At 63.0% G+C, this 23228-nt stretch carries 23 protein-coding genes; 14 read left to right on the top strand and 9 right to left on the bottom strand.

Annotation, left to right across the window (positions count from 1 at the left end):
* The first annotated feature begins 72 nt into the window (after positions 1-72).
* The 7 genes from folE2 to FBY10_RS07965 are packed head-to-tail and all read left to right on the top strand — an operon-like array spanning position 73 to position 5692.
* Positions 73-963: a GTP cyclohydrolase FolE2 gene (folE2, locus tag FBY10_RS07935; RefSeq protein ID WP_145337379.1), complete on the top strand. Its 891-nt coding sequence runs from the start codon at positions 73-75 to the stop codon at positions 961-963.
* Positions 960-1628 carry a metal ABC transporter ATP-binding protein gene (locus tag FBY10_RS07940; protein ID WP_145337378.1) on the top strand — a complete coding sequence of 223 codons (669 nt, stop codon included), beginning with the start codon at positions 960-962 and terminating at the stop codon, positions 1626-1628. The genes folE2 and FBY10_RS07940 overlap by 4 nt, the downstream gene beginning before the upstream one ends.
* Positions 1628-2494, top strand: a complete 867-nt coding sequence (locus FBY10_RS07945) for a metal ABC transporter permease (RefSeq protein WP_053127510.1) — start codon at positions 1628-1630, stop codon at positions 2492-2494. Before FBY10_RS07940 ends, FBY10_RS07945 begins: the two co-directional genes overlap by 1 nt.
* Before the next feature lie 11 nt (positions 2495-2505).
* Positions 2506-3384: a metal ABC transporter substrate-binding protein gene (locus FBY10_RS07950; RefSeq protein ID WP_145337377.1), complete on the top strand. Its 879-nt coding sequence runs from the start codon at positions 2506-2508 to the stop codon at positions 3382-3384.
* Complete coding sequence (hisI, locus tag FBY10_RS07955) at positions 3381-3794, top strand: phosphoribosyl-AMP cyclohydrolase (protein WP_083236315.1); 414 nt, start codon at positions 3381-3383, stop codon at positions 3792-3794. Before FBY10_RS07950 ends, hisI begins: the two co-directional genes overlap by 4 nt.
* Complete coding sequence (locus tag FBY10_RS07960; RefSeq protein ID WP_131697719.1) at positions 3791-4351, top strand: DapH/DapD/GlmU-related protein; 561 nt, start codon at positions 3791-3793, stop codon at positions 4349-4351. The genes hisI and FBY10_RS07960 overlap by 4 nt, the downstream gene beginning before the upstream one ends.
* A gap of 3 nt (positions 4352-4354) precedes the next feature.
* Complete coding sequence (locus FBY10_RS07965) at positions 4355-5692, top strand: dihydroorotase (RefSeq protein ID WP_131697720.1); 1338 nt, start codon at positions 4355-4357, stop codon at positions 5690-5692.
* Positions 5693-5713: 21 nt separating this feature from the next.
* On the opposite strand, the gene FBY10_RS07970 is transcribed toward FBY10_RS07965, so the two are convergent.
* Positions 5714-6235, bottom strand: coding sequence for a DUF3617 domain-containing protein (locus tag FBY10_RS07970; protein ID WP_092355965.1), 522 nt, complete (start codon positions 6233-6235; stop codon positions 5714-5716).
* A 130-nt stretch (positions 6236-6365) separates the two neighbouring features.
* On the opposite strand from FBY10_RS07970, the gene cls reads away from it, so the two are divergent.
* The gene (cls, locus tag FBY10_RS07975; protein ID WP_131697721.1) at positions 6366-7805 is read left to right on the top strand and encodes a cardiolipin synthase; all 1440 of its coding nucleotides are present in this window, start codon (positions 6366-6368) and stop codon (positions 7803-7805) included.
* 137 nt (positions 7806-7942) lie between these two features.
* On the opposite strand, the gene cfaB is transcribed toward cls, so the two are convergent.
* The 8 genes from cfaB to hflK (FBY10_RS08015) all read right to left on the bottom strand — a co-directional run bounded on the left by cfaB (position 7943) and on the right by hflK (FBY10_RS08015) (position 17092).
* On the bottom strand, positions 7943-9127 hold the full coding sequence (cfaB, locus tag FBY10_RS07980) for a C17 cyclopropane fatty acid synthase CfaB (protein WP_145337376.1): 1185 nt from the start codon (positions 9125-9127) through the stop codon (positions 7943-7945).
* A gap of 88 nt (positions 9128-9215) precedes the next feature.
* Complete coding sequence (locus FBY10_RS07985) at positions 9216-10004, bottom strand: DNA-binding domain-containing protein (RefSeq protein ID WP_131697723.1); 789 nt, start codon at positions 10002-10004, stop codon at positions 9216-9218.
* Entirely contained in the window at positions 9995-10840 is an 846-nt protein-coding gene (locus FBY10_RS07990) for a DUF692 domain-containing protein (RefSeq protein WP_131697724.1), read from the bottom strand. The genes FBY10_RS07985 and FBY10_RS07990 overlap by 10 nt, the downstream gene beginning before the upstream one ends.
* 66 nt (positions 10841-10906) lie before the next feature.
* Positions 10907-11158: a hypothetical protein gene (locus tag FBY10_RS07995; RefSeq protein ID WP_065937926.1), complete on the bottom strand. Its 252-nt coding sequence runs from the start codon at positions 11156-11158 to the stop codon at positions 10907-10909.
* Between the two features lie 116 nt (positions 11159-11274).
* The gene (locus FBY10_RS08000; RefSeq protein ID WP_145337375.1) at positions 11275-13161 is read right to left on the bottom strand and encodes a cation-translocating P-type ATPase; all 1887 of its coding nucleotides are present in this window, start codon (positions 13159-13161) and stop codon (positions 11275-11277) included.
* The gene (gene hflK / locus FBY10_RS08005; protein WP_092355974.1) at positions 13158-14192 is read right to left on the bottom strand and encodes a protease modulator HflK; all 1035 of its coding nucleotides are present in this window, start codon (positions 14190-14192) and stop codon (positions 13158-13160) included. Before hflK (FBY10_RS08005) ends, FBY10_RS08000 begins: the two co-directional genes overlap by 4 nt.
* Complete coding sequence (hflC, locus tag FBY10_RS08010) at positions 14189-15178, bottom strand: protease modulator HflC (protein WP_167655939.1); 990 nt, start codon at positions 15176-15178, stop codon at positions 14189-14191. Before hflC ends, hflK (FBY10_RS08005) begins: the two co-directional genes overlap by 4 nt.
* Positions 15179-15187: 9 nt before the next feature.
* A complete protein-coding gene (gene hflK, locus FBY10_RS08015) occupies positions 15188-17092 on the bottom strand; it encodes a protease modulator HflK (protein ID WP_145337373.1) in 1905 nt (634 codons plus the stop codon).
* Between the two features lie 318 nt (positions 17093-17410).
* Between hflK (FBY10_RS08015) and FBY10_RS08020 the strand changes: the two genes are divergently transcribed.
* Genes FBY10_RS08020 through FBY10_RS08045 form a run of 6 tightly spaced genes read left to right on the top strand, consistent with a single transcriptional unit; the run spans position 17411 to position 23097 of the window.
* Positions 17411-18034, top strand: a complete 624-nt coding sequence (locus tag FBY10_RS08020; RefSeq protein WP_053127483.1) for a CDP-alcohol phosphatidyltransferase family protein — start codon at positions 17411-17413, stop codon at positions 18032-18034.
* Between the two features lie 10 nt (positions 18035-18044).
* The gene (locus tag FBY10_RS08025; protein WP_145337372.1) at positions 18045-19799 is read left to right on the top strand and encodes a bifunctional alpha/beta hydrolase/class I SAM-dependent methyltransferase; all 1755 of its coding nucleotides are present in this window, start codon (positions 18045-18047) and stop codon (positions 19797-19799) included.
* Between the two features lie 2 nt (positions 19800-19801).
* On the top strand, positions 19802-21100 hold the full coding sequence (locus FBY10_RS08030) for a phosphatase PAP2/dual specificity phosphatase family protein (RefSeq protein ID WP_145337371.1): 1299 nt from the start codon (positions 19802-19804) through the stop codon (positions 21098-21100).
* Complete coding sequence (locus tag FBY10_RS08035; protein WP_145337370.1) at positions 21090-21533, top strand: hypothetical protein; 444 nt, start codon at positions 21090-21092, stop codon at positions 21531-21533. Before FBY10_RS08030 ends, FBY10_RS08035 begins: the two co-directional genes overlap by 11 nt.
* A 9-nt stretch (positions 21534-21542) precedes the next feature.
* Complete coding sequence (locus FBY10_RS08040; RefSeq protein ID WP_131697732.1) at positions 21543-22163, top strand: 1-acyl-sn-glycerol-3-phosphate acyltransferase; 621 nt, start codon at positions 21543-21545, stop codon at positions 22161-22163.
* A gap of 1 nt (position 22164) precedes the next feature.
* Positions 22165-23097: a phosphatidate cytidylyltransferase gene (locus FBY10_RS08045; protein ID WP_032885177.1), complete on the top strand. Its 933-nt coding sequence runs from the start codon at positions 22165-22167 to the stop codon at positions 23095-23097.
* The last annotated feature ends 131 nt before the right edge of the window (positions 23098-23228 follow it).

Raw genomic sequence — 23228 nt, forward strand, 5'->3', positions numbered from 1 at the left:
GGCAGAAAATTCATCGTCGACTCTATTGTTATACTATAACATGTCGAATTATTTCCAACGATGGACCTGCTTATGAATGCGCTGACTCTGCCGGATATTGCCGCGCAGGCTTCACGCCAAGCCTTGCCACTCGACTGGGTGGGCATGTGCGGCATCGCCCTGCCGATCCTCATCGATGGCCAGCGCCTGACCGCCACCGCCGATGCCGGCGTCAGCCTGGACGACGGCACCGCCCGTGGTATTCATATGTCGCGCCTTTACCTGGCGCTGGAGATGCTCGACCAGCAGCCCATTACACCCGCACTTCTGCGCAATGTACTGCAGCGGTTTCTCGACAGTCATGAAGATTTATCTAAGAACGCCTACCTGCGTCTGCACACGAATTTACTGCTGAAACGCCCCGCGCTGGTCAGCCCACTGGCCGGCTGGAAGGGCTACCCGGTGAGCATCGAGGCGCGCCTGAAAAACCAGATGTTCCACGTGGAACTAAAAATTGACGTTACCTATTCTTCAACCTGCCCCTGCTCCGCTGCCCTCGCCAGGCAGTTGATTCAGCAGCAATTTCTCCAAGACTTCGGCAACACGTCGTTGCTGCATGAAGACGTATTGACCTGGCTCGGCAGCGCCAACGGTATCGTCGCCACGCCCCACAGCCAGCGCAGCAGCGCGCAGTTGCACGTGCACCTGCAAGGCGATCACCTGCCACTGACCGAGCTGATCAACGCTGCCGAAGCCGCCCTCGGCACCGCCGTACAAACCGCCGTAAAACGCGCGGACGAACAAGCCTTCGCCCTGGCCAATGGGCAGAACCTGATGTTCTGCGAAGACGCCGCACGCCGCCTTAACCTCGCCTTGAAACGCTCGGATGCCGTCAAAGCCTTCCACCTCAAAGTGATCCACGCCGAAAGCCTGCACGCGCACGATGCCGTGGCTGAAAGCCGCTGGACGAGAAACCCTTCATGATCAGTTGCACCGCCTTGCGCTGGGGCGCCCCCGGCCAACCGCTCACTCCCGCCGTGGATTTCACCCTGGAAAAAGGCAGCCTCACCGGTGTGATCGGCCCCAACGGCTGCGGCAAAAGCAGCCTGCTCAAAGTCATCGCTGGCCTGCAAAAACCGTTGGCGGGCAAAGTGACCGTGGATGTTCCACGCCGAGGTGGCCTGTCGTTCCTGCCCCAGCAACAGCACCTTGACCGTCAGTTCCCCATCAGCCTGCAAGAACTGGTCGCCGCCGGTTTATGGGGCACACGGCTCACCCCGCAACAACGCAGCGAACGCCTGCAAGCGGTACTGGAAGACTGGTGCCTCAGCGGTCTGGAACAGCGCCCGCTGATGGCGTTGTCAGGCGGCCAACTACAACGCGCATTGCTCGCTCGCATGAGCCTTGCCGAGTCGCCAGTGTTACTGCTTGACGAGCCCCATGCCGCTCTGGACGAAGAAGGCCAGGCGCTGTGCTGGAACCACATCCACGCCTGGCACGCCGAAGGCCGAACGTTGGTGGTGGTGTGCCATGACCTCGCCTCCGTACGCCATCACACCCAGCAAGTGGTGCAAATCAAAAGCAGTGGCTGTGTGTTCGGTTCCAGCAAAGAGTTGATCCGCCCGCAGCCTCACATGCAGGTGGCCTGATGCACTTCGCCGCCCACCTGTGGATGCCCTTCCTCGACTTCGTCTTCATGCGTCGCGCCCTGATCGGCGGGCTGGTGCTCGCCTGCAGCACCGCTCCGCTCGGCGTATTTCTGATCCTGCGCCGCATGAGCCTGATCGGTGACGCCGTCGCCCACGGCATATTGCCCGGCGCTGCACTGGGCTTCTGGTTCGCGGGCTTGAGCTTGCCCGCGCTGACCATCGGCGGCCTGGGCGCGGGCCTGAGCATGGCCGGCCTGTCGGCGTGGATCACCCGCCGCACCGGCCTGCGCGAAGACGCCAGCCTCGCCGCTATCTATCCCATCTCCCTCGCCGCCGGTGTATTGATCCTGGGCCTGGCCGGCAAGCGCCTGGACCTGCTGCACCTGCTGTTCGGCTCTGCCCTGGCCGTCGACGAAACCACCCTGACCGGCATGCTCTGGGTCTCCGGGTTCAGCCTGATCGCCATGGCGCTGATCTACAAACCGCTGCTGCTGGACACCCTCGACCCGCTGTTCCTGCAAACCGTCAGCCGCCTTGGCCCCCTGGCCCACGGCTTGTTCCTGACCCTGGTGGTACTGAACCTGGTGATTGGCTTCCAAGCCATCGGCGCCTTGATGGTGGTGGGATTGATGATGTTGCCGGCCATCGCTTCACGCTTCTGGAGCCGGCGCCTGCCGGTGTTGATCGCTGTATCGGCGGTGCTGGGATGCCTGTCGGTGTGGTTGGGTTTATTGCTGTCGTTCTACTTCTCGCTGCCCAGCGGCCCGGCGATTGTGCTGGTGGCTGGCGGTGGGTACCTGCTGTCCGTGGTCTTCGGTCCGGTGCACGGCTTGCTGCGCCGCCCGCCTTTGCTTACATCCCAATGAGGTGTTTCCCGATGCGCGCTCTACTCGTGCTGTTCAGTCTGCTGCTGCCGCTGTCGATGGCCCAGGCCGCCGACAAACTCCAAGTGGTTACCAGCTTCAGTATTCTCGATGACATCACCCACCAGATCGGTGGCGAGCACATCCAGATCAGCAACATGGTCGGCCCCGACGCCGATGCCCACACCTACGAGCCAACCCCGGACGATGCCAAGGCGCTGCTCAAGGCCAAGGTGATCATCAAGAACGGCCTGGGCTTCGAGCCGTGGCTGGATCGCCTGGTCACCAGCACCGAAACCAAGGCCACGGTGGTCACCGCCAGCAAAGGTGTGATCTCCCACACCATGGAGGAAGACGGCGAAACCATCCCCGACCCGCACGCCTGGCACAACCTGGCCAACGCCGAAATCTATGTGAACAACATCACCAAGGCGCTGGTAGCTGCCGACCCGGCCAACAAGGCCGACTACCTGCGCAACAGCCAGGCCTACCTGAAGGAAATCTACCGCCTGCTGGCCGAAGCCAAGACCAAATTCGGCGCGCTGCCGCCGGGTAACCGTCGCATCGTTACCTCCCATGACGCCTTCGGCTACCTGGGCCAGGCCTATGGCATCCAGTTCCTGGCGCCGCAAGGCCTGTCCACCGAACGTGAACCGTCGGCCGCCGAAGTCGCCGCGCTGATCACCCAAATCCGCAAAGACAAGGTCAAGGCCGTGTTCATGGAAAACATCAAGGACTCGCGCCTGCTCAAGCAGATCGCCGATGAAAGCGGCGCGCAGATTGGCGGCACGCTGTACTCCGACGCCCTGGCTGCAGAAGGGCCGGCGAGCACCTTCATCGGGCTGTTCGAGTACAACCTCAACACCCTGTGCGCAGCGTTGAGCAAGCCATGACCCTGAGCATGCTCGAACTGGAAGGGGCTGCCGTCGGCAGCCGCTTTCCACTCGCAGCCGTGCTCGACGCCCTGCCGTGGAACAGCGACGGCCTGATCGCCGCCATCGCCCAGCAACACGGCAGCGGCGAAGTGTTGATGTTGGCCTGGATGAATCGCCAGGCCCTCAACGAAACACTGGCTACCGGGCAGGTCTGCTATTGGTCGCGCTCGCGCCGACAGCTCTGGCGCAAAGGCGAAAGCTCCGGCCACTGGCAACAGTTGGTGGAAGCGCGCCTGGATTGTGACGGCGACGCGGTACTGCTGATCGTCGACCAGCAAGGCCCGGCCTGCCACACCGGCCGCCACACCTGTTTCTACAACGCCATCGACGGCGCCTACGTTCACATCATTACGGAGCCAGTTGCATGATCCGCAAGAACCCTTCCGGCGATCTGCCGGTGATTGCCGAATCGGCCTACGTCGACAAGACCGCGATCATCTGCGGCAAAGTCATCATCGGCGAGAACGTGTTTGTCGGCCCCTACGCCGTGATCCGCGCCGACGAAGTCGACGCCAGCGGCGCCATGGACCCGATCACCATCGGCGCCAATTCCAATATCCAGGACGGCGTGGTCATCCACTCCAAGTCCGGCGCGGCGGTGACGATAGGAGCATTTACATCCATCGCGCATCGCTCCATCGTCCACGGCCCCTGCACCGTCGGCGACCGCGTGTTTATCGGTTTCAACAGCGTGCTGTTCAACTGCGCCGTCGGCGATGGATGCGTGGTGCGCCATAACTCGGTGGTCGACGGCCGTGACTTGCCCGTCGCCTTCTACGTGCCCTCCACTACCCGTATCGGGCCGAATACCGACTTGTCGCAATTCCCGCCGGTGAGTGTCAGCGCCTCGGAGTTTTCCGAAGACGTGGCACGTACCAACGTCGACCTGGTGCGCGGTTACAAAGCCCTGCAAAACGAGTTCTGAGCCATGAGCCGCCTGCTGATCCGCAATGCCCGCCTGGTGAATGAAGGCCAGGAGTTCGATGCCGACGTGCTGGTCGTCAATGGCCGTATCGAGAAGATCGCCAGCAGTATCGAGGGGAACACCGCGCCGGTGGCCATCGACGCCCAAGGCCAGTGGCTGCTGCCGGGCATGATTGACGATCAGGTGCATTTTCGCGATCCGGGCGCGCCGGACAAGGGCAGCTTCTACAGCGAGTCCCGCGCGGCCGTGGCCGGCGGCATTACCAGCGTGATGGACATGCCCAACACCCAGCCCGCCACGCTGAACCTGGAAGCCCTGGCCGATAAAAAGCGCCGCGCGGCCCTGCACTCGGTGGCCAACTATGGCTTTCACTTCGGCGTCAGCAACGACAACCTCGACACCGTCGCCGCCCTCGACCCACGCGAAGTGGCCGGGGTCAAAGTGTTCATGGGCGCCTCTACCGGCAATATGCTGGTGGACGATCCACGAATCCTGGAACGGCTGTTTGCCGAAGTGCCGACCATTCTGCTGGCCCACTGCGAACACACGCCGAGCATCCAAGCCAACGAGCAGCGCATGCGTGAGCGCTTTGGTGACAAGATCCCCGCCGTTGCCCACCCGCTGATCCGTGATGCCGAAGCCTGCTATCGCTCATCCTCCTTCGCCGTGGAATTGGCCAGGCGTCACGGTACACGCCTGCACGTGCTGCACCTGACCAGCGCCCGCGAGCTGGAATTGTTCGAAGACAAACCGCTGGCGCAAAAACGCATTACCGCTGAAGTCTGCGTGCATCACCTGCTGTTCGATGACCACGACTATCACCGTCTCGGCCACCAGATCAAATGCAACCCGGCGATCAAGACCCGCGCCGACCGCGACGCCCTGCGCCTGGCCTTGCTGAGTGATCGTCTGGATGTGATTGGCACGGACCATGCGCCGCATACCTGGGCGCAAAAACAGTTGGGGTATCGTGAAGCGCCCTCGGGTTTGCCCCTGGTGCAACACGCGCTGCCTGCGCTGTTGGAGTTGGTGGCCGATGGGCTGCTGCCCCTGGCCACCCTGGTGGCCAAGACCAGCCACCGTGTCGCCGACCTGTTTGCCATCCCCGACCGGGGTTATCTACGCGAAGGGTATTGGGCCGACCTGGTGCTGATCAAACCGGAGCCCGAGGGAAAGCCGGTCAGGGATGAGCCGATTCTTGCCCGCTGTGGTTGGACGCCGTTCGCCGAACGTCGCTTTCGCCACAGTGTGAGCACCACCTTGGTCTGCGGCCACCTGGCCTGGCACAACGGCCAGGTAGTCGACAGCTGCCAGGGTTTACCCCTGCATTTCCTAAGGTAGGAGCGCGCTTGCTCGCTCCTATTAAGCGCGAGGCTTGACCGTACCGCAATCGGTGCCCAGCCATTGGGCGTGGGTATCCAGGCTGCCCTTCTGCTGAACGCCGGTGGCATTGAAGGTGCCGTTGACGGTGGTGGTGAATTCTTTCTGGCTCTGGAAGGTAGCGACGCCGGTGCCCTGGGCTTTCGGGCAACTGAAACGGAATTTCCACTGGTTACCGGTCTTGTCGGTCACTTCCTGTTTGCAGCCCGATTGCGGGTCGGTCAGGGGGATTGAATCAGAGGCGACCTGTGCCGGGGTGAGGCACACCTGCACGCCTTTGCCGGCCATGGTGATGCCTTGCTTTTCCAGCATGGCGCGCTGTTCGGGGGTCATCTGTTGCTTGAGCTGACCGAGGATCAGCGACAGGTCCGGCAGGTCCTGGTTATCGACTTTCATGTTGCTGGTGGTCAATTCCCACAAGCCCGGCGCCAGCATCTGCGCCTGCGCTGCCACCGGCAACGACAAACCAACAACCATGGCCAAACCAAGCAGACGAGCATTCATCGGGTAACTCCTGGGCAATTGTGGGCGTTAGACGCCACAAAAGTGCCAGTGTTGCACGGCAAATAAAATAGCGACATTCGCAGCCGTTCATGGTCTGTTAGGCATTGGATTGCCTGGAGTACCGTCGTCCATGGATTTCTTTGGCCCGCACCTGCTCGCCTACTTCATCGCCACGCTGCATTTTCTCGGGACTCTCGCCGCGATCCACGCGGTGCTGACCGTCAGGACCGCCCAAGGCTCGATCGCCTGGGCCCTGTCGCTGATGTTCATGCCCTACCTCACGCTGATCCCCTACCTGATTTTTGGCCGCAGCACCTTCGACGCGTACATCCAGGCCCGCCGCCAGGCCAATCAGGAAATGCACACCGCCATCGCCGAGCTGAACTGGCGCCCATGGGTCGAAGAAGCCCTCGCCGCGCGTAATTCCAGCGCCTACGCCTCACTGCGTGCCATGCCCAAACTGGGCCGCATGCCGTGCCTGGCGAACAACGAAGTGCGCTTGCTGATCAATGGCGACGCCACCTTCGGTGCGATCTTCGAGGCCATCCGCAACGCACAAACCGCCGTACTGTTTCAGTTCTTCATCATCCATGACGATGAACTCGGCCGTCAGTTACAGGCTTTGTTGAAGGAAAAGGCCGCCCAAGGCGTGGGCATCTACGTACTGTACGACCGTATCGGCAGCCATGCCCTGCCCCATCGCTACGTGCAATCGCTGCGCGACGCCGGGGTGCAGGTCAAGGCATTCGCCACCCGCAGCGGTTGGCTCAATCGTTTCCAGGTCAACTTCCGCAACCATCGCAAGATCGTGGTGGTGGACGGTGTCACCGGGTTTGTCGGTGGGCACAATGTGGGCGATGAATACCTGGGCAAAAAACCGCCGCTGGCGCCGTGGCGCGATACCCATGTGCAAGTTACCGGCCCGGTAGTGGCGTGCCTGCAGGAGTCGTTTGCCGAGGACTGGTTCTGGGCCGCGCGCGAGCTGCCGCCGCTGATCCTGCCGGACGCCTACCCCGAAGACGGCGTGCTCTGCCAATTACTCGCCAGCGGCCCGGCCGACCCGTATGAAACCTGTTCGCTGTTTTTCGTCGAGGCTATCCACGCGGCAACCGAGCGCGTGTGGATCACCAGCCCGTATTTCATCCCTGACGAAGCGGTCTTCGCCGCCCTGCGCCTGGCGGTCCTGCGCGGGGTGGATGTACGCCTGCTGCTGCCATCGCGGCCCGACCACCGCATCGTGTACGCCGCGTCCAGCCTGTATGCGATCGAAGCGGTGCGCGCCGGTGTCCGGGTGTTCCGCTACACACCGGGTTTCCTGCATCAAAAGGTGGTGTTGGTGGACAGCGAGATCAGCGCCATCGGCAGTGCAAACATGGATAACCGTTCGTTCCGGCTGAATTTCGAAGTGATGTTGCTGACGGTCGACGAAGCCTTCGCCAAGCAGGTGGAGCAGATGCTGCTGGACGACTTCGCGCAGGCCCATGAAGTGAGCCAGGAAGAAAGCCGCGAGACCCGCCGCCTGCAACAACTGGGCATGCGGGTGGCGCGCTTGATCTCACCGATTCTCTAACAGCCAATGCGGTAAAAAATGTGGGAGGGAGCTTGCTCCCGAGAGCGGGTGGTCAGTCAACTGGTGGCGACTGCTATACCGCTATCGGGAGCAAGCCCCCTCCCACATTTGGATCTCCACCTTTCTGGAACATCAGCTCAGCGATAGATATCCTCCCGCGTCCACGGCAGTTCATGGCTGCCATCCGCGTGAGGCTTCACCGCGAGAATCTGGTGCAGGTTGATCCAGCCCCGCGCAAACGCATAAGCACACCCGGCCAGGTACAGCCGCCAGATGCGCAACGCTTGCTCCGGCACCAGCTTCGCCGCCGCTTCCAGGTTGTCTTCCAGGCGCTCGCTCCAATGGTCCAGGGTGCGCGCGTAATGCAGGCGCAGGCTTTCGACGTCGACCACTTCCAGCCCGACTTCACTGATCTCAGCGGTCATCATCGCCAAATGGGGCAGTTCGCCGTTGGGGAACACATAACGCTCGATAAACTCCCCAGCGCCACGGCCCACGGGCCGGCCGTCGGTGTGCTTGGCGGTAATGCCATGGTTCATCACCAGGCCGCCTTCGCGCACGGCACCAAACAGGGTCTTGCAGTATTGCGCCAGGTTGGCGTGGCCGACGTGTTCGAACATGCCCACGCTCACCACTTTGTCGAAACGACCATCCTGGGGCAGATCGCGGTAGTCGAGCAGTTGCAGGTCGATCCGGTCTTCCAGGCCCTCGGCTTTCACCCGCTCCTTGGCCAACGCCAACTGCTCTTTACTCAGGGTGATGCCAAACACCTTGACCCCGAACTCCCGCGCCGCAAACCGCGCCAGCCCGCCCCAGCCACAGCCTACGTCGAGCAGGTATTCGCCTGGCTGCAAACGCAGTTTGCGGCACAGGTGGCGGAATTTGTCTTGCTGGGCCTGGTCGATGGATTCGCTGCCGGTTTCGAAATAACCGCAGGAGTACGCCATGTCCTGGTCCAGCCATAGCTGGTAGAACCCGTTGGACAGGTCGTAATGGTAGGAAATGGCCGCGGCGTCGGTGGCCTTGTCGTGGATCGAGCGCACCGGACGACTCCCCTCGTCGTCGTCAATCAGGGCATGACTCAGTTCGTCACACACCCGGATCACTTCAGTGATGGAGCCTTCCAGCTCCAGTTTGCCCTCGACGAAGGCTTCGCCCAACGAGTCGAGCGTGGGGTGGGACAGTTTGGGCACGACCGTGGGGTCCTTCACCACGATGGTCACACTGGGCTCGGGGCCCAAGTTGAATTCATGGCCATCCCAGAGTCGAAGACGCAGCGGCAGCTGTAGATTCTGTAAGGCCGGTGGAAGTTGCGCGAGCATGAGTAGTCCCCCCCTTGTTTCAGACGTCTGGAATGAGGGTAGACCATCCCGAGAAAAAGTAGGAGGCTATCGATTTGATAGCGTTCTTCTATGGGGCTCGGCGCTGGAGCAAACCGTCCTGGATCCACTGTTTCAGCCATGTCACCGCTTGCAGTGGTGCACCCTCTCCATAAGTGACTGCCAACTCTGCACACAGTTCTGAAAAATCCCAGCCGGTGGTCACCATCCCCGCCAAGGCGCAGGCCTCGAAGGGTTCCAGGCTGCGGTAACGGCATACATTCTGGTGGCGCCACACCACGCAGATGTGTGCCGGATCAAGCACCTCGCTGCCTGGGAAACTGGATTTATCCTTGCTGGATCGCCAGATCGCCAGCGTGTTGAAGCGGCAGAGTAACTGCTGCACTGAAGGCGCCAGGTTGACCTGTAGACCCGGCCACTCTTCGGCAGGCAACAACGCCATGTCGTCCAGCATCAGCAACCGCCCTTCGGGCGCGTCAAACGCCAGGGTGAACGCCCACTCCAACCGCGCCAGCTCGGCCAGCGGCGCGCTTTGTTCGGCCACCAGATGCTCAAGGATAAACGCCGCAAACCGCTCCCCCAGCCAGCGCAAACTGTAATGCGCAGAGGGATGGCGGCGAACATAGGCTTCGCTCAGCAACGCAAACTCATCATCCCCCAGCCAATACCGGATGGCACCGAAGTCATGTCGCAGCACGTCCTGCAACCGCGAGAGGTAGGCATTGTGATAAATCGCCAGGCCCGTTTCCACATCCAGTGTCGGCCCACCAAGCAACGTGGCGGCGAAATCACTGCTGGCAACCGGCGTCTCGGATAACAGGTGCCGTTCAAAAGCCAACTGCCAATCGGTCAGGCGCATAACGCTCTCCTGGCCAGGGCGGTGGCCCCCAGTTCGCGGGCCTTGCTCAACTCGGTGAGCAGTTCTTCGAGCGGCGGGAAATGGTCATCGCGCTCCAACAATGTCGAGACCGGCCCCACGTGCTCCAGGGTCTGTTGATACAGCGCCCACACCGGATCGCACACCGGATGGTCGTGGGTATCGACCACGTAGTCGCCGTAATCCATATGCCCCGCCAAATGCAACTGGCGGATGCTGTCGGGCGGCAGGTTGCGGATGAAGGTCCAGGCATCGAAGCCATGGTTGCGTGCACTGACATACACATTGTTAACGTCCAGCAGCAACTGGCAGCCCGACAAGTGGGCCAGGGCATTGAGGAATTCCCATTCGGTGAATTCATCCGCCTTGGCACGCACATAGCTGGAGACGTTTTCCAGCACCAGCGGGCGCTGCAACACATCCTGCACTTGGCGAACGCGAGCGGCCACGTGGTAGAGGCTTTCTTCGGTGTAAGGCAGGGGCAGCAGGTCGTGCAACTGGTGCGCGCTGCCACGGCTCCAGCATAGGTGATCGGAAATCCACGCCGGCTGGATGCGCTCGGCCAGGGATTTGATTTGCTTCAGGTAATCGATATCGAGGGCATGAGGCCCACCAATGGACAGGGACACACCGTGCATCACCAGAGGATAGCGCTCGGCTATTGCGTCCAGGTAGTACAAGGCCTTGCCGCCCTGAACCAGATAATTCTCGGAGATCACTTCGAACCAATCCACCGGCGGCGATTGTTCAAGGATCTGTTGATAGTACTCACTGCGTAAACCCAGGCCGTAACCAAGGCTCGGAAGGGAAACAGGCATAGGACACTCCAGGGAAAAGTGTCCGCAGCGGTGGGTGCAGCCGCTGCGGTTGCACTCGGTGGCCGGTTATTCGCCGACGGTGCCGCCTTTCTGGTCGCACATGGCCTTGCTCATGGACAGGAAGCCCTGGCCCTTACAAGCTCCCTGGCCTTTGCAGGCGTGGTCTTTGGTCTTGCAATCGTTCTGGCCTTTGCAGGCGTTGACGCCATAGCAGTGAACGGTGGCGTCTGCGGCTTGTACCTGGGTAGCAACACCAGCAAACATGGTGGCGGCGGCCATCGCCAGCGCAGCACCAGCAGCAGCGGATTTAATCTTCATTCTTGTATTCCTCATGATCGGTAGTGGCGTCGGCCTGAACGGATTGCCCAGTCTCGACACTGCACTAGAGTGAGGCCCCACATCGGCGTTACAGCCGTGTGCAAATATTCCTGAAATTAATCCTCAAGCTTCGACAGCGGTTCCTGAAACCGCAGCAAACGCCCGGCATTGCCCAGTACCAGCAAGGTGCTGAGGTTATGCAACACCGCCGCAATCATTGCCCCCGCAGCACCCAACCAGCCAAAGGCGGCAAACACCACGATGGCCAAAGTCCAGCCCAGGCCGATGACCACGTTAACCTGCAACGTACGCCGGCACTGGCGACTCAAGCGCACACAGGTGCCCAGGCGCCGCAGGTCGCTGCCGATCAACACCACATCCGCCGAGGCCAGCGCAATGTCCGCCCCGCCCGCGCCCATGGCCACGCCGACCACCCCAGCCTTGAGCGCCAGGGAATCGTTGATCCCATCACCGACCACCATGGGCCGGAAGCCGCTGCCGATTTCCCCCAGCACGCGGTTGAGCTTGTCCTCGGGCAATGCCTGGGCTTCGACATCGCTGATGCCCACGTCCAGCGCCAGGCTGTCGGCCACGCTTTGACGGTCGCCAGTGAGCAGCAGTTGGCGGCCCAGGCCCAAATCCCGCAACTCTTGCAGGGCTTGGCGCGCCTCCGGCTTGACGCTGTCGGCCAGCAGCAGCCAGGCCAGAAACTGCCCGTTCAGGGCCAGCCCGGCAATCGGGCCGTCATGGTCAGGCACGGCGGTGGTGACAATACCCAATTGCTCGAACAACTCGGGACGGCCCAACGCCGCTTCGCCCTGCTCGGTCTGTGCCACAACGCCCAAGCCCTGGCGCTCGCGAATATCCGTGAGCGCCAGCATTTGCGCCTGAGTCGCCAACCCCGCCAACGCACGGCTGACCGGGTGGCTGCTGGCCGAACCAAGGCTGGCCGCAAGGTTGAGCAGCGCCTGGCGGTCGGTCGACGAGGTGTCGATGGACTGCAAACGCAGGGTGCCAAAGGTCAGGGTGCCGGTCTTATCCACCACCAGCGAGGTCAGGTCCGCCAACTCTTCGAGGAACGCCGAGCTGCGAATCAGGATCCCGTGCCGGGCCGCGACGGCGATGCCGGCAATCGCCGTCGCCGGTGCCGACAGCACCAGGGCGCAAGGGCACGCCGCCACCAGCACCGCGAGCATCGCCTGGGCGTCATTGGTCACAAACCAGGTCACTGCCGCCAGCAGCAACACCAGCACCATATAGCTGCCCGCGTAACGCTCCAGCAGCCGCGTGATCGGCGGCTTGGAACGTTCGGCGTTCTGCATCAGCGCGATGACTTTGCCCAGGGTCGACTCATTGCCGGTGCGCGTCACTTGCAGACGGAGCAGGCCATCGAGGTTGATCGCCCCGCCAAACACCTGCACCCCCACACTGGCTTCCAACGGCACCGACTCGCCGGTGATCGGCGCCGTGTCCAGGCTCGCCTGGCCCGACAGCACCACGCCATCGGCAGGCACGCGATCACCGGCCCGCACTTCGACGATATCGCCGGTGCTCAGCGTGCCGTTATCCACTTCGATGATGCTGCCGTCGGCCTGCACCCGCCGCGCATGGCTGCGGGTCAGTTTACCCAGGGCATGAATCGCCTCCTGGGAGCCGATCACGCTGCGCTCTTCCAATACGTGGCCGAAGATCATGATGATCGGCAGCAGCGCGGCGGTCAGCAGATCGCCGGTGGCCCAGGCGCCGAGCATCGCCAGGGCGATCAGTTGGTCGGTAATGCCATGCAGGCTGGGAAAACGCAGGCTGTACCAGGCCGAGCGCATCACCGGCACCGCCACCAGCAACGAGGCCACACCGAGCAGCAACTGGCTGACGCCCGTCTGGTCCGGCGCCAGCCAGCGCCATACCAGGCCCAGCATCAGCAAGCCCAGGGCGAGCATGGCCAGGGTCAATTGCCGGGCAGCGCTGCGCTGTTCGGCGGAGGTCAGCATGGGTGCGCTCATTGTTCGGCTCCCTGGATGATCAAGCGGGAGTCGTCTTTAGGATCGACCGTGGTCACCGAGCCCGCCTGGCCGAGAATCTTCGGCATACGCTCGCGGTACAGGCGCAACAGCAAGCCCGGGTCTTTGACCTGGGCCAGGCTGGCGACCGTAGCGGTTTGCGCCTGGGCATTGGCCAGGCGTTCACTGGCCTGGGCGTGGGCGACCTGCACCAGGCGGTCGGCCTGCTGGTTGGCGGTCTGGGTGAGTTTTTCCGCTTCGGTCCGGGCGTTTGCCACGGCTTTGTCGGCTTGTTGACTGGCGGTGAGTACGGCGTTGAACGCGTTCACCGCCGGGCCCGGCAGGCTCGATTGCACATCCACCCGCGTCACCTCGATGCCCAACCCCAGGCCGGTGGCGGCCAACTCGGCCAGGCGCTTGTTGATGCCTTGCACCAAGTCACCCCGCAGCCGCTCGCGACGCTCGGCGGCGCCATTGTCGGTGCCGATCAATTCGGGGCGCGCCACCAGGATCGTGTCCAGATCGCGCGCCGCCGTCAGGGCCACGGCGCTGCGGGTCACCAGGCGATCCAGGGCAGGCAGCACATGCGCGCCCTGCAACACAAAGGCGTAGGGCTCGGTGACCTTGTAGAACACCCGCACATCCAGCTGCACCACTCCGGCATCGCCGGTCAGCAAATAGCCGGAGCCGGCCAGGGCGTCGCTCAAGGGCGTGGCGAAACTGGCCACACGGTCCGCCTGCACCGCCGCATCGGAGCGCAACAGGTTCTCCACCCGACGCTCGATCACCCGGTCGGCCGCCGGCAATAACACCACCTGCTCGAACGGCTGCGGCCAGGCCAGCAGCAGCCCGGCATTCTGGATGCGGTCGAGGGCGCCGAAGTGCAGCACCACGGCGCGGTTCTGCGGGTCGATCTGCCGCACATTGGAAAACGCCCACGCCAACGCCGCCAACACGGTCACCGCGTACAACGCCAGGAACGTCAGGCGCCCGGCCTGGATCCAGGGGCTGTCCGGGCTGTCACGCTCGGTCATGGCTGAACGTCCTTGGGCCCGTCCACCAACGCGCGAAAGGGCGCGGCGTCGGTGCGCAGGATGATCTTGGTGCCGGGGGTCACGACCGTGCCCAAGGTGTCCAGGGAGCGCAGCAGGTTATACAGCTGCGGATTGCCGGCATAGGCACGCCCATAAATCTGCGCGGCCTCGACCCGTGACTGGGCTTCGATGTCGGCGGCTTTCACCGTGGCGTCGGCCTGCACGATGCGCGCGTCACGCTCAGCCGCGGAGCGAATCTGCGCGGCCTCGCGCTTGCCCACGGCCGTGCGTTCGGTGGCGATGGTTTCACGCTCGGCACGCATGCGGTCGACGGTGGCGGTCAGCGTGACCGACGGCAACGTCAGGCGCTCGATCCCCACCTGCACCACACGCACGCCATAGGTGGTGAGCAATTGTTGATCAATCTGCTGGCGCAGCTGCGCCTCGAAATCGGCGATGCGCACCTGGCTGGCGTCGGTGTTGATCAAGCTCGACAGGTCAAAGCTGGCCGCCGTGGTTTCCAGCGCCGAGCCGACGAAGGTGCGAATCTGCCGCGCCGCCTCATCCGGCTGGTTCTGCACGGCGCGCATAAAGCGCTGCACATTGTCGGCATCGCCCTGCACCTGCCACGCCACATAGGCCTGCACGATAATCCGCAGGCCGTCGCGCGTGCCCACATCCTGCAAGCCGCTGGAGGTGGTGCGCAGGCGCAAGTCCACCGGGATCGCCGCTTCGAACGGCGCCGGCCAGCGCCAGCCCAGGCCCGGTTCCAGCAACACCCGCGACGGGTTGCCAAAGCGGGTAATCACCGTGGCCTCGCCGGAGCGCACCTGCACCAGGCTCGCCGCCGCCACCGCAAACAGCACCAGCAACACCGCCCAGGCCATGCGACGCCAAGGGAAAGGACCCGCCGCCTGTTCATCACCGTGATGATGGTGATGGTGGCCGTGGTGGTGACCATGATCGTGAGAGTGAGCGCTCAACAGACAGACTCCTTATTGAACGGCTTTACGCGGCAGAGAAGGGTCGGCCGGCAAAGTAAAAGAACGCAGATCAATCGTCGGCGCGCCCTCGGCGCCCAGGCGGTGATCCAGAATAAGCAGCTTGGCGTGGGCCAGGCCCAGGCTGAGTTGGCCCAGGTACTGTTCCAGCACAAAGGCCCGACCGGCCGTGGCGTAGGCCTTTTGTTCGGCGGTAAAGCGCAGGTCGGCCGCTTGGGCGCCGGCATTCACTTCGCGGGCAGTGGCCAAGGCCTGGTCGCGGGCGGTGCTGGCTTGCAGCAAGGCCTGGTTAGTGTGTTCGCTGGCGGCGCCGCGCTCGCGGGAGATCAGGGCCTGGGCGCCGATCTGCGCGGCTTGCACGCCGTGGTAGGCGTTGGCGGCGCCGGCCGGTGGGTGGATGGCTTCCACGACGGTGGCGAGGATTTCCACACCGCTGTCGAGTGTCTGCAAGTCCGCCTGCACGGCGCGGCCGATTTCGTCGGCCAGGCGGGTGCGTTGTTCGCCGAGCAATTCGTCGAGGGTACGCGAAGCAAAATCGTGCACCAGGATGCGGCTGGCGGTGCTGCGAATCAGGGTCGGCACATCCGCACTGTTATAGGTGGCGGCGAGTGCGGCCTGATCGGTGAGGCCGATGCGGTAAACGAAGCGCACATCCATGTTGACGATCTGGAAGCTCTGTTTATCGCCGCTGCTGCTGGCGATCACCTGGGATTTGTCATTCACATGGCTGGCGTCCCACAACCGATTGGCAATCAGCGGTGCCGGGCCTTCGGCAGGCGCCAGCTCAGGAATAGAGGCTTCGCTGACGCTGGTGGCCAACTCATGCACCACGCCGTTCTCCACATTGATCACGCGGCCCAAGGGCCACGGCAACCCGGCATGCAGGCCAGGACCGAACACCTCGACGGGTTTGCCAAAGCGTTCATAAATCCCACGGCCTTGCAGAGGCACTTCATGCACGCCGGTCAGCGCCCAGCCGACCGCCAGCACCACCAGCAACACCGGCAAAAACGCGCGGCGCATGTAGGTAAACGCCCAGATCTGGCGCAGGTCGATGCCGAAGCGGTTATGTAATTCGTGCTGCAACGCCAGCAGCGGTTGTGGCGGCCAGCGCAGCAACCCGGCGATGAAGCTTTGCGCCATCAGGCGTGGTTCAAGGCGCGGCTGGCGCGGGCTGAACAGCGACAGCACACCTCTTAATAGAAACTCCAGCGCCACCAGCGCCGGCAACAGCCCGACCAGCACCGCCAGGCGCAACGGCCAGACCGACTCATCCCCCGCAAACAGCAGGCAAATGGCGCTGACCACCAGACAGATAATCGCGACCCGACTCAACTGCGCCAGTTGCGCGGCTTCCGGCCACTGGGCCGTGGTTTCCTGAGCCAGGCGCCGTTCGAACACCAGCAAGCCGAACGCCAGCGCCAGCGCCAATGCCGCCCCCACGCTGGCCGCTTGGCCGACAGGCGCCGAGGGTAGGGCCAGGTTCCAGAATTCGATGATGCTGACCAGTGCCAGCAGCGACCAGCCGCCCAGCCACAAGACCGGGGCGCCAATCTGCCGGCCAAAGCGCCCCACAAGGCGTGCGTAACGACCCGTTTCTTCAACGGGTAATTCGGCCGCCGGCTCCTCCAGCGCCTGGGCGCGCCAATCGGCTACCCACCACGCCGACTGCAGCCCTGCCACCAGCACCAACAGGGCCGATGCGCAGTTGATCAACACCACCGGCCAGATCGACACAGGTGCAAACAGCGCGACAAACAACGCCAGCACCCAACCAACAATGGCGAGCACCGTCAGGCTGATACCGGCTTGCCGCAATCGGCGGGCATGCAACAGCCCCTGCTGAAAACGCGGCAGGCCTTCAACCCAAGCGCCATCCGCCCCTAGATCCACTTGCATCCACTCACGCCCGCTCGTACACAATTCGTTACGATATAACACGCGGCGTGAAATTTTTGTTCGTTAAACAGCGTTTTGAACATGGCAAAAATCTCTTGTGGGAGGGGGCTTGCTCCCGATGGCGCTGGATCAGCCGGCACATGCATCAACAGGTAGACCGCTATCGGGGGCAAGCCCCCTCCCACATTTGTCCTTCAGTGCTTTCAAGATCGTGACTAAACCCCCATAAACACGAGCCATCACTGGTACAGGCCATGAATAATCGGCACACTCCAGACAGTTTTTCGCGGGCTCTCGGACAAGGAAGCGTCACCCCTCATGATTTCGATCTATCAGCTCAAACCGCGTTTTCAGAACCTGCTGCGCCCCCTCGTGCAGCGCCTCTATGACAACGGCACCACGGCCAACCAGATCACCGTGCTGGCCGGGGTCATTTCCCTGCTGGTCGGCCTGTTGATCGCCAGCTTCGCCCAACACCTGTGGCTGTTTGCGCTGATCCCGCTGTGGATGATCCTGCGCATGGCCCTCAACGCCATCGACGGCATGCTCGCCCGGGAATTCGGCCAGCAGTCGCGTTTGGGCGCCTACCTCAATGAACTGTGCGACGTGATTGCCGACAGCGCGCTGATCCTGCCCTTCGCGCTGATCCCCGGCGTGAGCCTGGTGCCGGTGTTGCTGGTGGCGCTGCTGGCGGTGTTCAGTGAATACGCTGGCGTGCTGGGGCCGATGGTCGGTGCGTCACGGCGCTATGACGGGCCGATGGGCAAGAGTGACCGTGCGTTCGTCCTCGGCGTGCTGGCCACCGGTGTGGCGCTCGGCTGGCTCGGCGCCGGCTGGGTCGACACGGTGATGTGGCTGGTTGCCGCCCTGCTCGCCTACACCCTGGTCAACCGGGTGCGCCAGGGCCTGAAAGAAGAACAACACATCTCCCCTTCTGCATAAGGATTTTGCAATGCGCGAACAGCAAGAGCACACCTTCAGTACCCATGACGGCGTCGAGCTTTTCTACCGTCATTGGCCGGCCAGCGTGCCGGCGGACGGCGAGCCGCGCAAGGCGATCCTGCTGTTTCACCGTGGCCATGAACACTCGGGGCGTATCGCGCACCTGGTGGATGAACTGGACTTGCCGCAGTTCGATTTTTTCGCCTGGGACGCCCGTGGCCACGGCCAATCGCCTGGCGAACGCGGCGACAGCCCGAGCTTCGCCACCAGCGCCCGCGACGTGCAGACCTTCCGCGACCATATCGGTGCCACCTATGGCATCGAGGAAGAAGAGTGTGCCGTGATCGCCCAAAGTGTCGGCGCGGTGATCGCAGCCACCTGGGTGCATGACTACGCGCCGAAAATCCGCGCCCTGGTGCTCGCGTCCCCGGCGTTCAAGGTCAAGCTGTACGTGCCCTTCGCCCGGCCGGGCCTGGCGCTCATGCGCAGGTTTCGCGGCAACTTCTTCGTCAACAGTTACGTCAAGGCCAAGTTCCTCAGCCATGACCCGGAGCGCGTGGCGTCCTACGACAGCGACCCGCTGATCACCAAGGCCATCTCGGTGAACGTGCTGTTGGGCCTGTACGAAGCCGCCGACCGGGTTGTCGCCGATGCCCAGGCGATTCAGGTGCCGACCCAACTGCTGGTCTCGGGCTCCGACTTTGTGGTGCACCGCAAACCCCAGCAGCAATTCTTCGACCGCCTTGGCAGCCTGAAAAAAGAACTGCATATCCTCCCCGGTTTTTTCCACGACACCCTCGGCGAGCGTGACCGCGCGGTGGCCGTGAGCAGCGCCAGGCGTTTTATCCTGCAGAACTTCGCGCAGCCGCTGGATCGCGCATCCCTGCTGAACGCCGACAAACTGGGCGCCACCTGCGCCGAATCCGAATCCCTCGCAGCCCCCTTGCCACGCAACTCCCTGCGCGACCTGTACTGGCGCCTGACCCGCGCCAGCATGGGCCTGGGCAAGAACCTGTCGGACGGCGTAAAGCTGGGCTTCGACACCGGTTTCGACTCCGGCAGCACCCTGGACTACGTGTACCGCAACACGCCCACCGGCAAAGGCGGGTTGGGCCGCATGATCGACACCAACTACCTCAACTCCATCGGCTGGCGTGGCATTCGCCAGCGCAAGCTGAACGTCGAGGAACTGCTGCGCCTGGCCATGGCCAAGCTGCGCGCAGAAGACCGCGAAGTGCGCATCGTCGACATCGCCGCTGGCCACGGGCGCTACATTCTTGAAGCCTTGCAGGGCGTGTCGCCGCTGCCGGAATCGATCCTGCTGCGCGACTACAGCGACATCAACGTGCGCGACGGTGGCGCGCTGATTCGTGAGAAAGGCCTGGGAGACATCGCGCAGTTCGTCAAAGGCGATGCGTTTGACCGCTTGGATTTGGCGGCACTGCAACCCAAGCCAACGCTGGCGGTGGTGTCCGGGCTGTATGAATTGTTTGCCGATAACGCCATGGTCGGTGGTTCGTTGGCCGGCCTGTCTGAAGCCGTGGAGCCCGGCGGTTACCTGGTCTACACCGGCCAACCGTGGCACCCGCAGTTGGAACTGATCGCCCGCGCACTGACCAGCCATCGCCAGGGCCAGGCCTGGGTGATGCGCCGTCGCAGCCAGGCGGAAATGGATCAACTGGTAGAAGCGGCAGGCTTTCGCAAGATCACCCAGCGTGTGGATGAGTGGGGCATCTTTACCGTGTCCCTGGCCCAGAAGATCTGACCATGCGCGAACCCGGTTTATTGAAACCAGCGGTCCTGTGGCTGCTGCTGTTGGCGCCGCTGTTTTTCAGCACTTACGGCTTCGCCACCTGGGTCACCAGCCAGCGCAGCGACGTCGGCACCCTGGTGTTCGACTGGGAAACCCATATGCCGTTCTGGGCCTGGACCATCGTGCCCTATTGGTCCATCGACCTGCTTTACGGTATCTCCCTGCTGCTGCCCACCAGCCGCCATGAGCTGAAGCAACACGCGCTGCGCTTGCTGAGCGCGCAGGTCATCGCCGTGAGTTGCTTCCTGATCTGGCCGCTGCGCTTCACCTTCGAGAGGCCGGAACTGGATGGCGTGTTCGGCTGGCTGTTTGCCGTGCTGGCGGGGTTCGACAAACCGTTCAACCAGGCGCCCTCGCTGCATATCGCGCTGCTGGTGATCCTGTGGGTCATGTATCAGCGCCACACCCAAGGGTTATGGCGCTGGCTGGTGCATGGCTGGTTCGCCTTGATCGGTATTTCGGTACTGACCACTTATCAACATCACTTTATCGACTTACCCACAGGCGCCCTCGCCGGCTGGATCTGCGTGTGGCTGTGGCCGGTGGAACATCCAAGCCCCCTGCTGAATGCACGGCTTACCCGAGATTCGAAGCGCTGGCGCTTGGGCCTGCGCTACGGCCTGGGGGCGTTGGCACTGGCAGTTCTCGCGTTTTCCCTGGGCGGCGCCTGGTTATGGCTGCTCTGGCCGGCGGTGTCCCTGGGCTTGATCAAGGTGAATTACCTGGTGCTCGGCGCGTCGGGCTTTCAGAAACGCGCCGATGGCCGGCTCACGCCTGCGGCGCGCTGGCTGTATGCACCCTATCTGGCCGGGGCGTGGATAAATTCGCGCCTGTGGACACGCAAACACCCACAGCCGGACCTGATTGTGGATAACGTGTGGCTTGGGCGGATTCCCAGTGCGAAAGAGCAGGATTCATTCAACGCCATCGTCGACCTCTGTGCCGAGTTGCCGATTAATCCACAGGGCCGCGCGTATCAAAGCATCCCTGTGCTGGACCTGATCGCCCCGACACCCACCGAATGCCAGCAAGCCGCCGAGGCCATCGAGCGCCTGCGTTCAAGCGGCCCGGTGCTGGTGTGCTGCGCCCTTGGCTACTCACGCAGCGCCACCGCGGTCGCCGCCTGGCTGCTGCACAGTGGGCGCGCCGCCACGGTGGACCAGGCGCTGGCTATTATTCGTACAGCACGGGCCCAGGTGGTCCTGCATCCTGCTCATCGTCAAGCGTTGGAGGGTTTGCCCCATGCCCGCTGATATGGAACTCCAGGTGGTCGCCAGCCTGCTGCGCCGTGGCCGTTCACTGGATCAGTTATCCACAGGCCTGACCGTGGCCGGTGTGTTATTTGGCCTCGCCCAGTTGCTGATGGCGAGTATTTCAACCATCTGCCTGCTGCTCAGCCTGTGGATGATTATCCTGGGGCTGCTGCAAAAGTACTGGGCGCTGCGCGTGGCCTTCGACGCCGACCTGTTCGCCCTGCTGGCCCGCGATACCGAGCGCACCCCGGACCTCGACCAAGCCCTGCAAGCCCTCGGCCTGCAATCGCCCAAGCGTGCCGGCCGGCCCTGGACCGAGCGCCGTCGCGGTGCCCTCAAACTGTTGCGCAAACAAGCCTGGCTGCTGGGCGCGCAAGCGCTGCTGACCCTCGCCGTGATCCTCGCCAGCCCCTGGCTGCCTTTCGCCGGATAAGGAATCCCCATGTTCGAACCCGTGGTCGCCACGCTCATTACCTCCATGGCCCGCACCGTCACCGGCGCCCGCAGCCTGTGGCTGGGTTGCGCGCCAGTGCCGGTGCAACGTATCTATTTCGCCAACCACAGCAGCCACGGCGACTTCGTGCTGCTGTGGGCCTCGCTGCCGCAGAACCTGCGCAAATTCACGCGCCCGGTGGCCGGCAGCGATTACTGGAATAAAAGCGCCCTGCGCCGCTACATCATCAACCGCGTTTTCAATGGTGTGCTGATCGACCGCGAGCGCAAAGACCCTGTGGATAACCCCTTGCAGCCCATGCTCGCCGCGCTGGAAGGCGGCGACTCGCTGATCATCTTTCCCGAGGGCACGCGCAACCTGGAGGACGGCTTGCTGCCGTTCAAAAGCGGCATCTACCATCTGGCCAACAGTTACCCACAGGCCGAATTGATTCCGGTGTGGATCGCTAACCTCAACCGGGTCATGCCCAAGGGCCGCGTCCTACCGCTGCCTTTGCTGTGCACCACCAGCTTCGGCGCTCCATTGCAATTGGAAGAAGGCGAAGACAAAGCCGCGTTCCTTGCCCGAACCCGCGATGCCCTGCTCGCCCTCGCCCCGGAGCACTCCTGAGATGGATAGCCAAACCCTGATGTTATTTGGCGGCATCGGCGCGATCCTGGTGCTCGCCTCGCTGATCGGCCTGATCCTCAAACTGCGTACCCGTGGCACGCCCAATGCGGTGATCGACAACCTCAACGCCCGCATCAACGCCTGGTGGGTGATGGTGGTGGTCATCGGCATCGCTTTCTGGCTCGGTACCGGTGCGGTGATCCTGCTGTTCTACGCGGTGTCGTTCTACGCCCTGCGCGAATTCCTCACCCTCACGCCCACCCGGCGCAGCGACTACCCGGCCCTGGTGGCCGCGTTCTACCTGGCATTGCCGCTGCAATACCTGCTGATCTACTCGGACTGGTACGGGCTGTTCTCTATCTTTATCCCGGTGTATGTGTTCCTGCTGCTGCCGATCCTCGCCTCCCTGGGCGGCGACACCACGCACTTCCTGGAACGCGCCTCCAAGGTGCAATGGGGCCTGATGATCGCGGTGTTCTGCGTGTCGTTCGTGCCCGCCCTGCTGACCCTCGACATCCCCGGCTACGAAGGCCGCAACCTGCTGCTGATCGCCTACCTGGTGATCGTGGTGCAACTTTCGGACGTGCTGCAGTACGTGTGCGGCAAGCTGTTCGGCAAACACAAGATCGCGCCCAACCTGTCGCCATCGAAGACTGTGGAAGGCTTTGTCGGCGGGATTCTGTTGTCATCCCTGATCGGCGCGGCGCTATGGTGGACCACGCCGTTCAACCCGTGGCAATCGTTCCTGATCGCCTTGCTGATCAACCTGCTCGGCTTCGCCGGCGGCATCGTCATGTCGGCAATCAAGCGCGACCGGGGGGTGAAGGACTGGGGGCATATGATCGAAGGGCACGGCGGGATGCTGGATCGGCTGGATTCGGTGTGTTTTGCGGCGCCGATTTTCTTCCACCTCGTGCGCTACTGGTGGACCTGACCCACACCCCTCTCAAGCCCAATGAAGATCAAACTGTGGGAGGGGGCTTGCCCCCTCCCACATTGGTTTTCTGGTGTTATCGAGGTTTAAGCAAAGTCTGAAACCGCTGCTCCTACCTCTCGCTTCTCTTT

This window comes from Pseudomonas sp. SJZ103 (assembly GCF_007828335.1).
In the GTDB taxonomy this organism is placed as follows: domain Bacteria; phylum Pseudomonadota; class Gammaproteobacteria; order Pseudomonadales; family Pseudomonadaceae; genus Aquipseudomonas.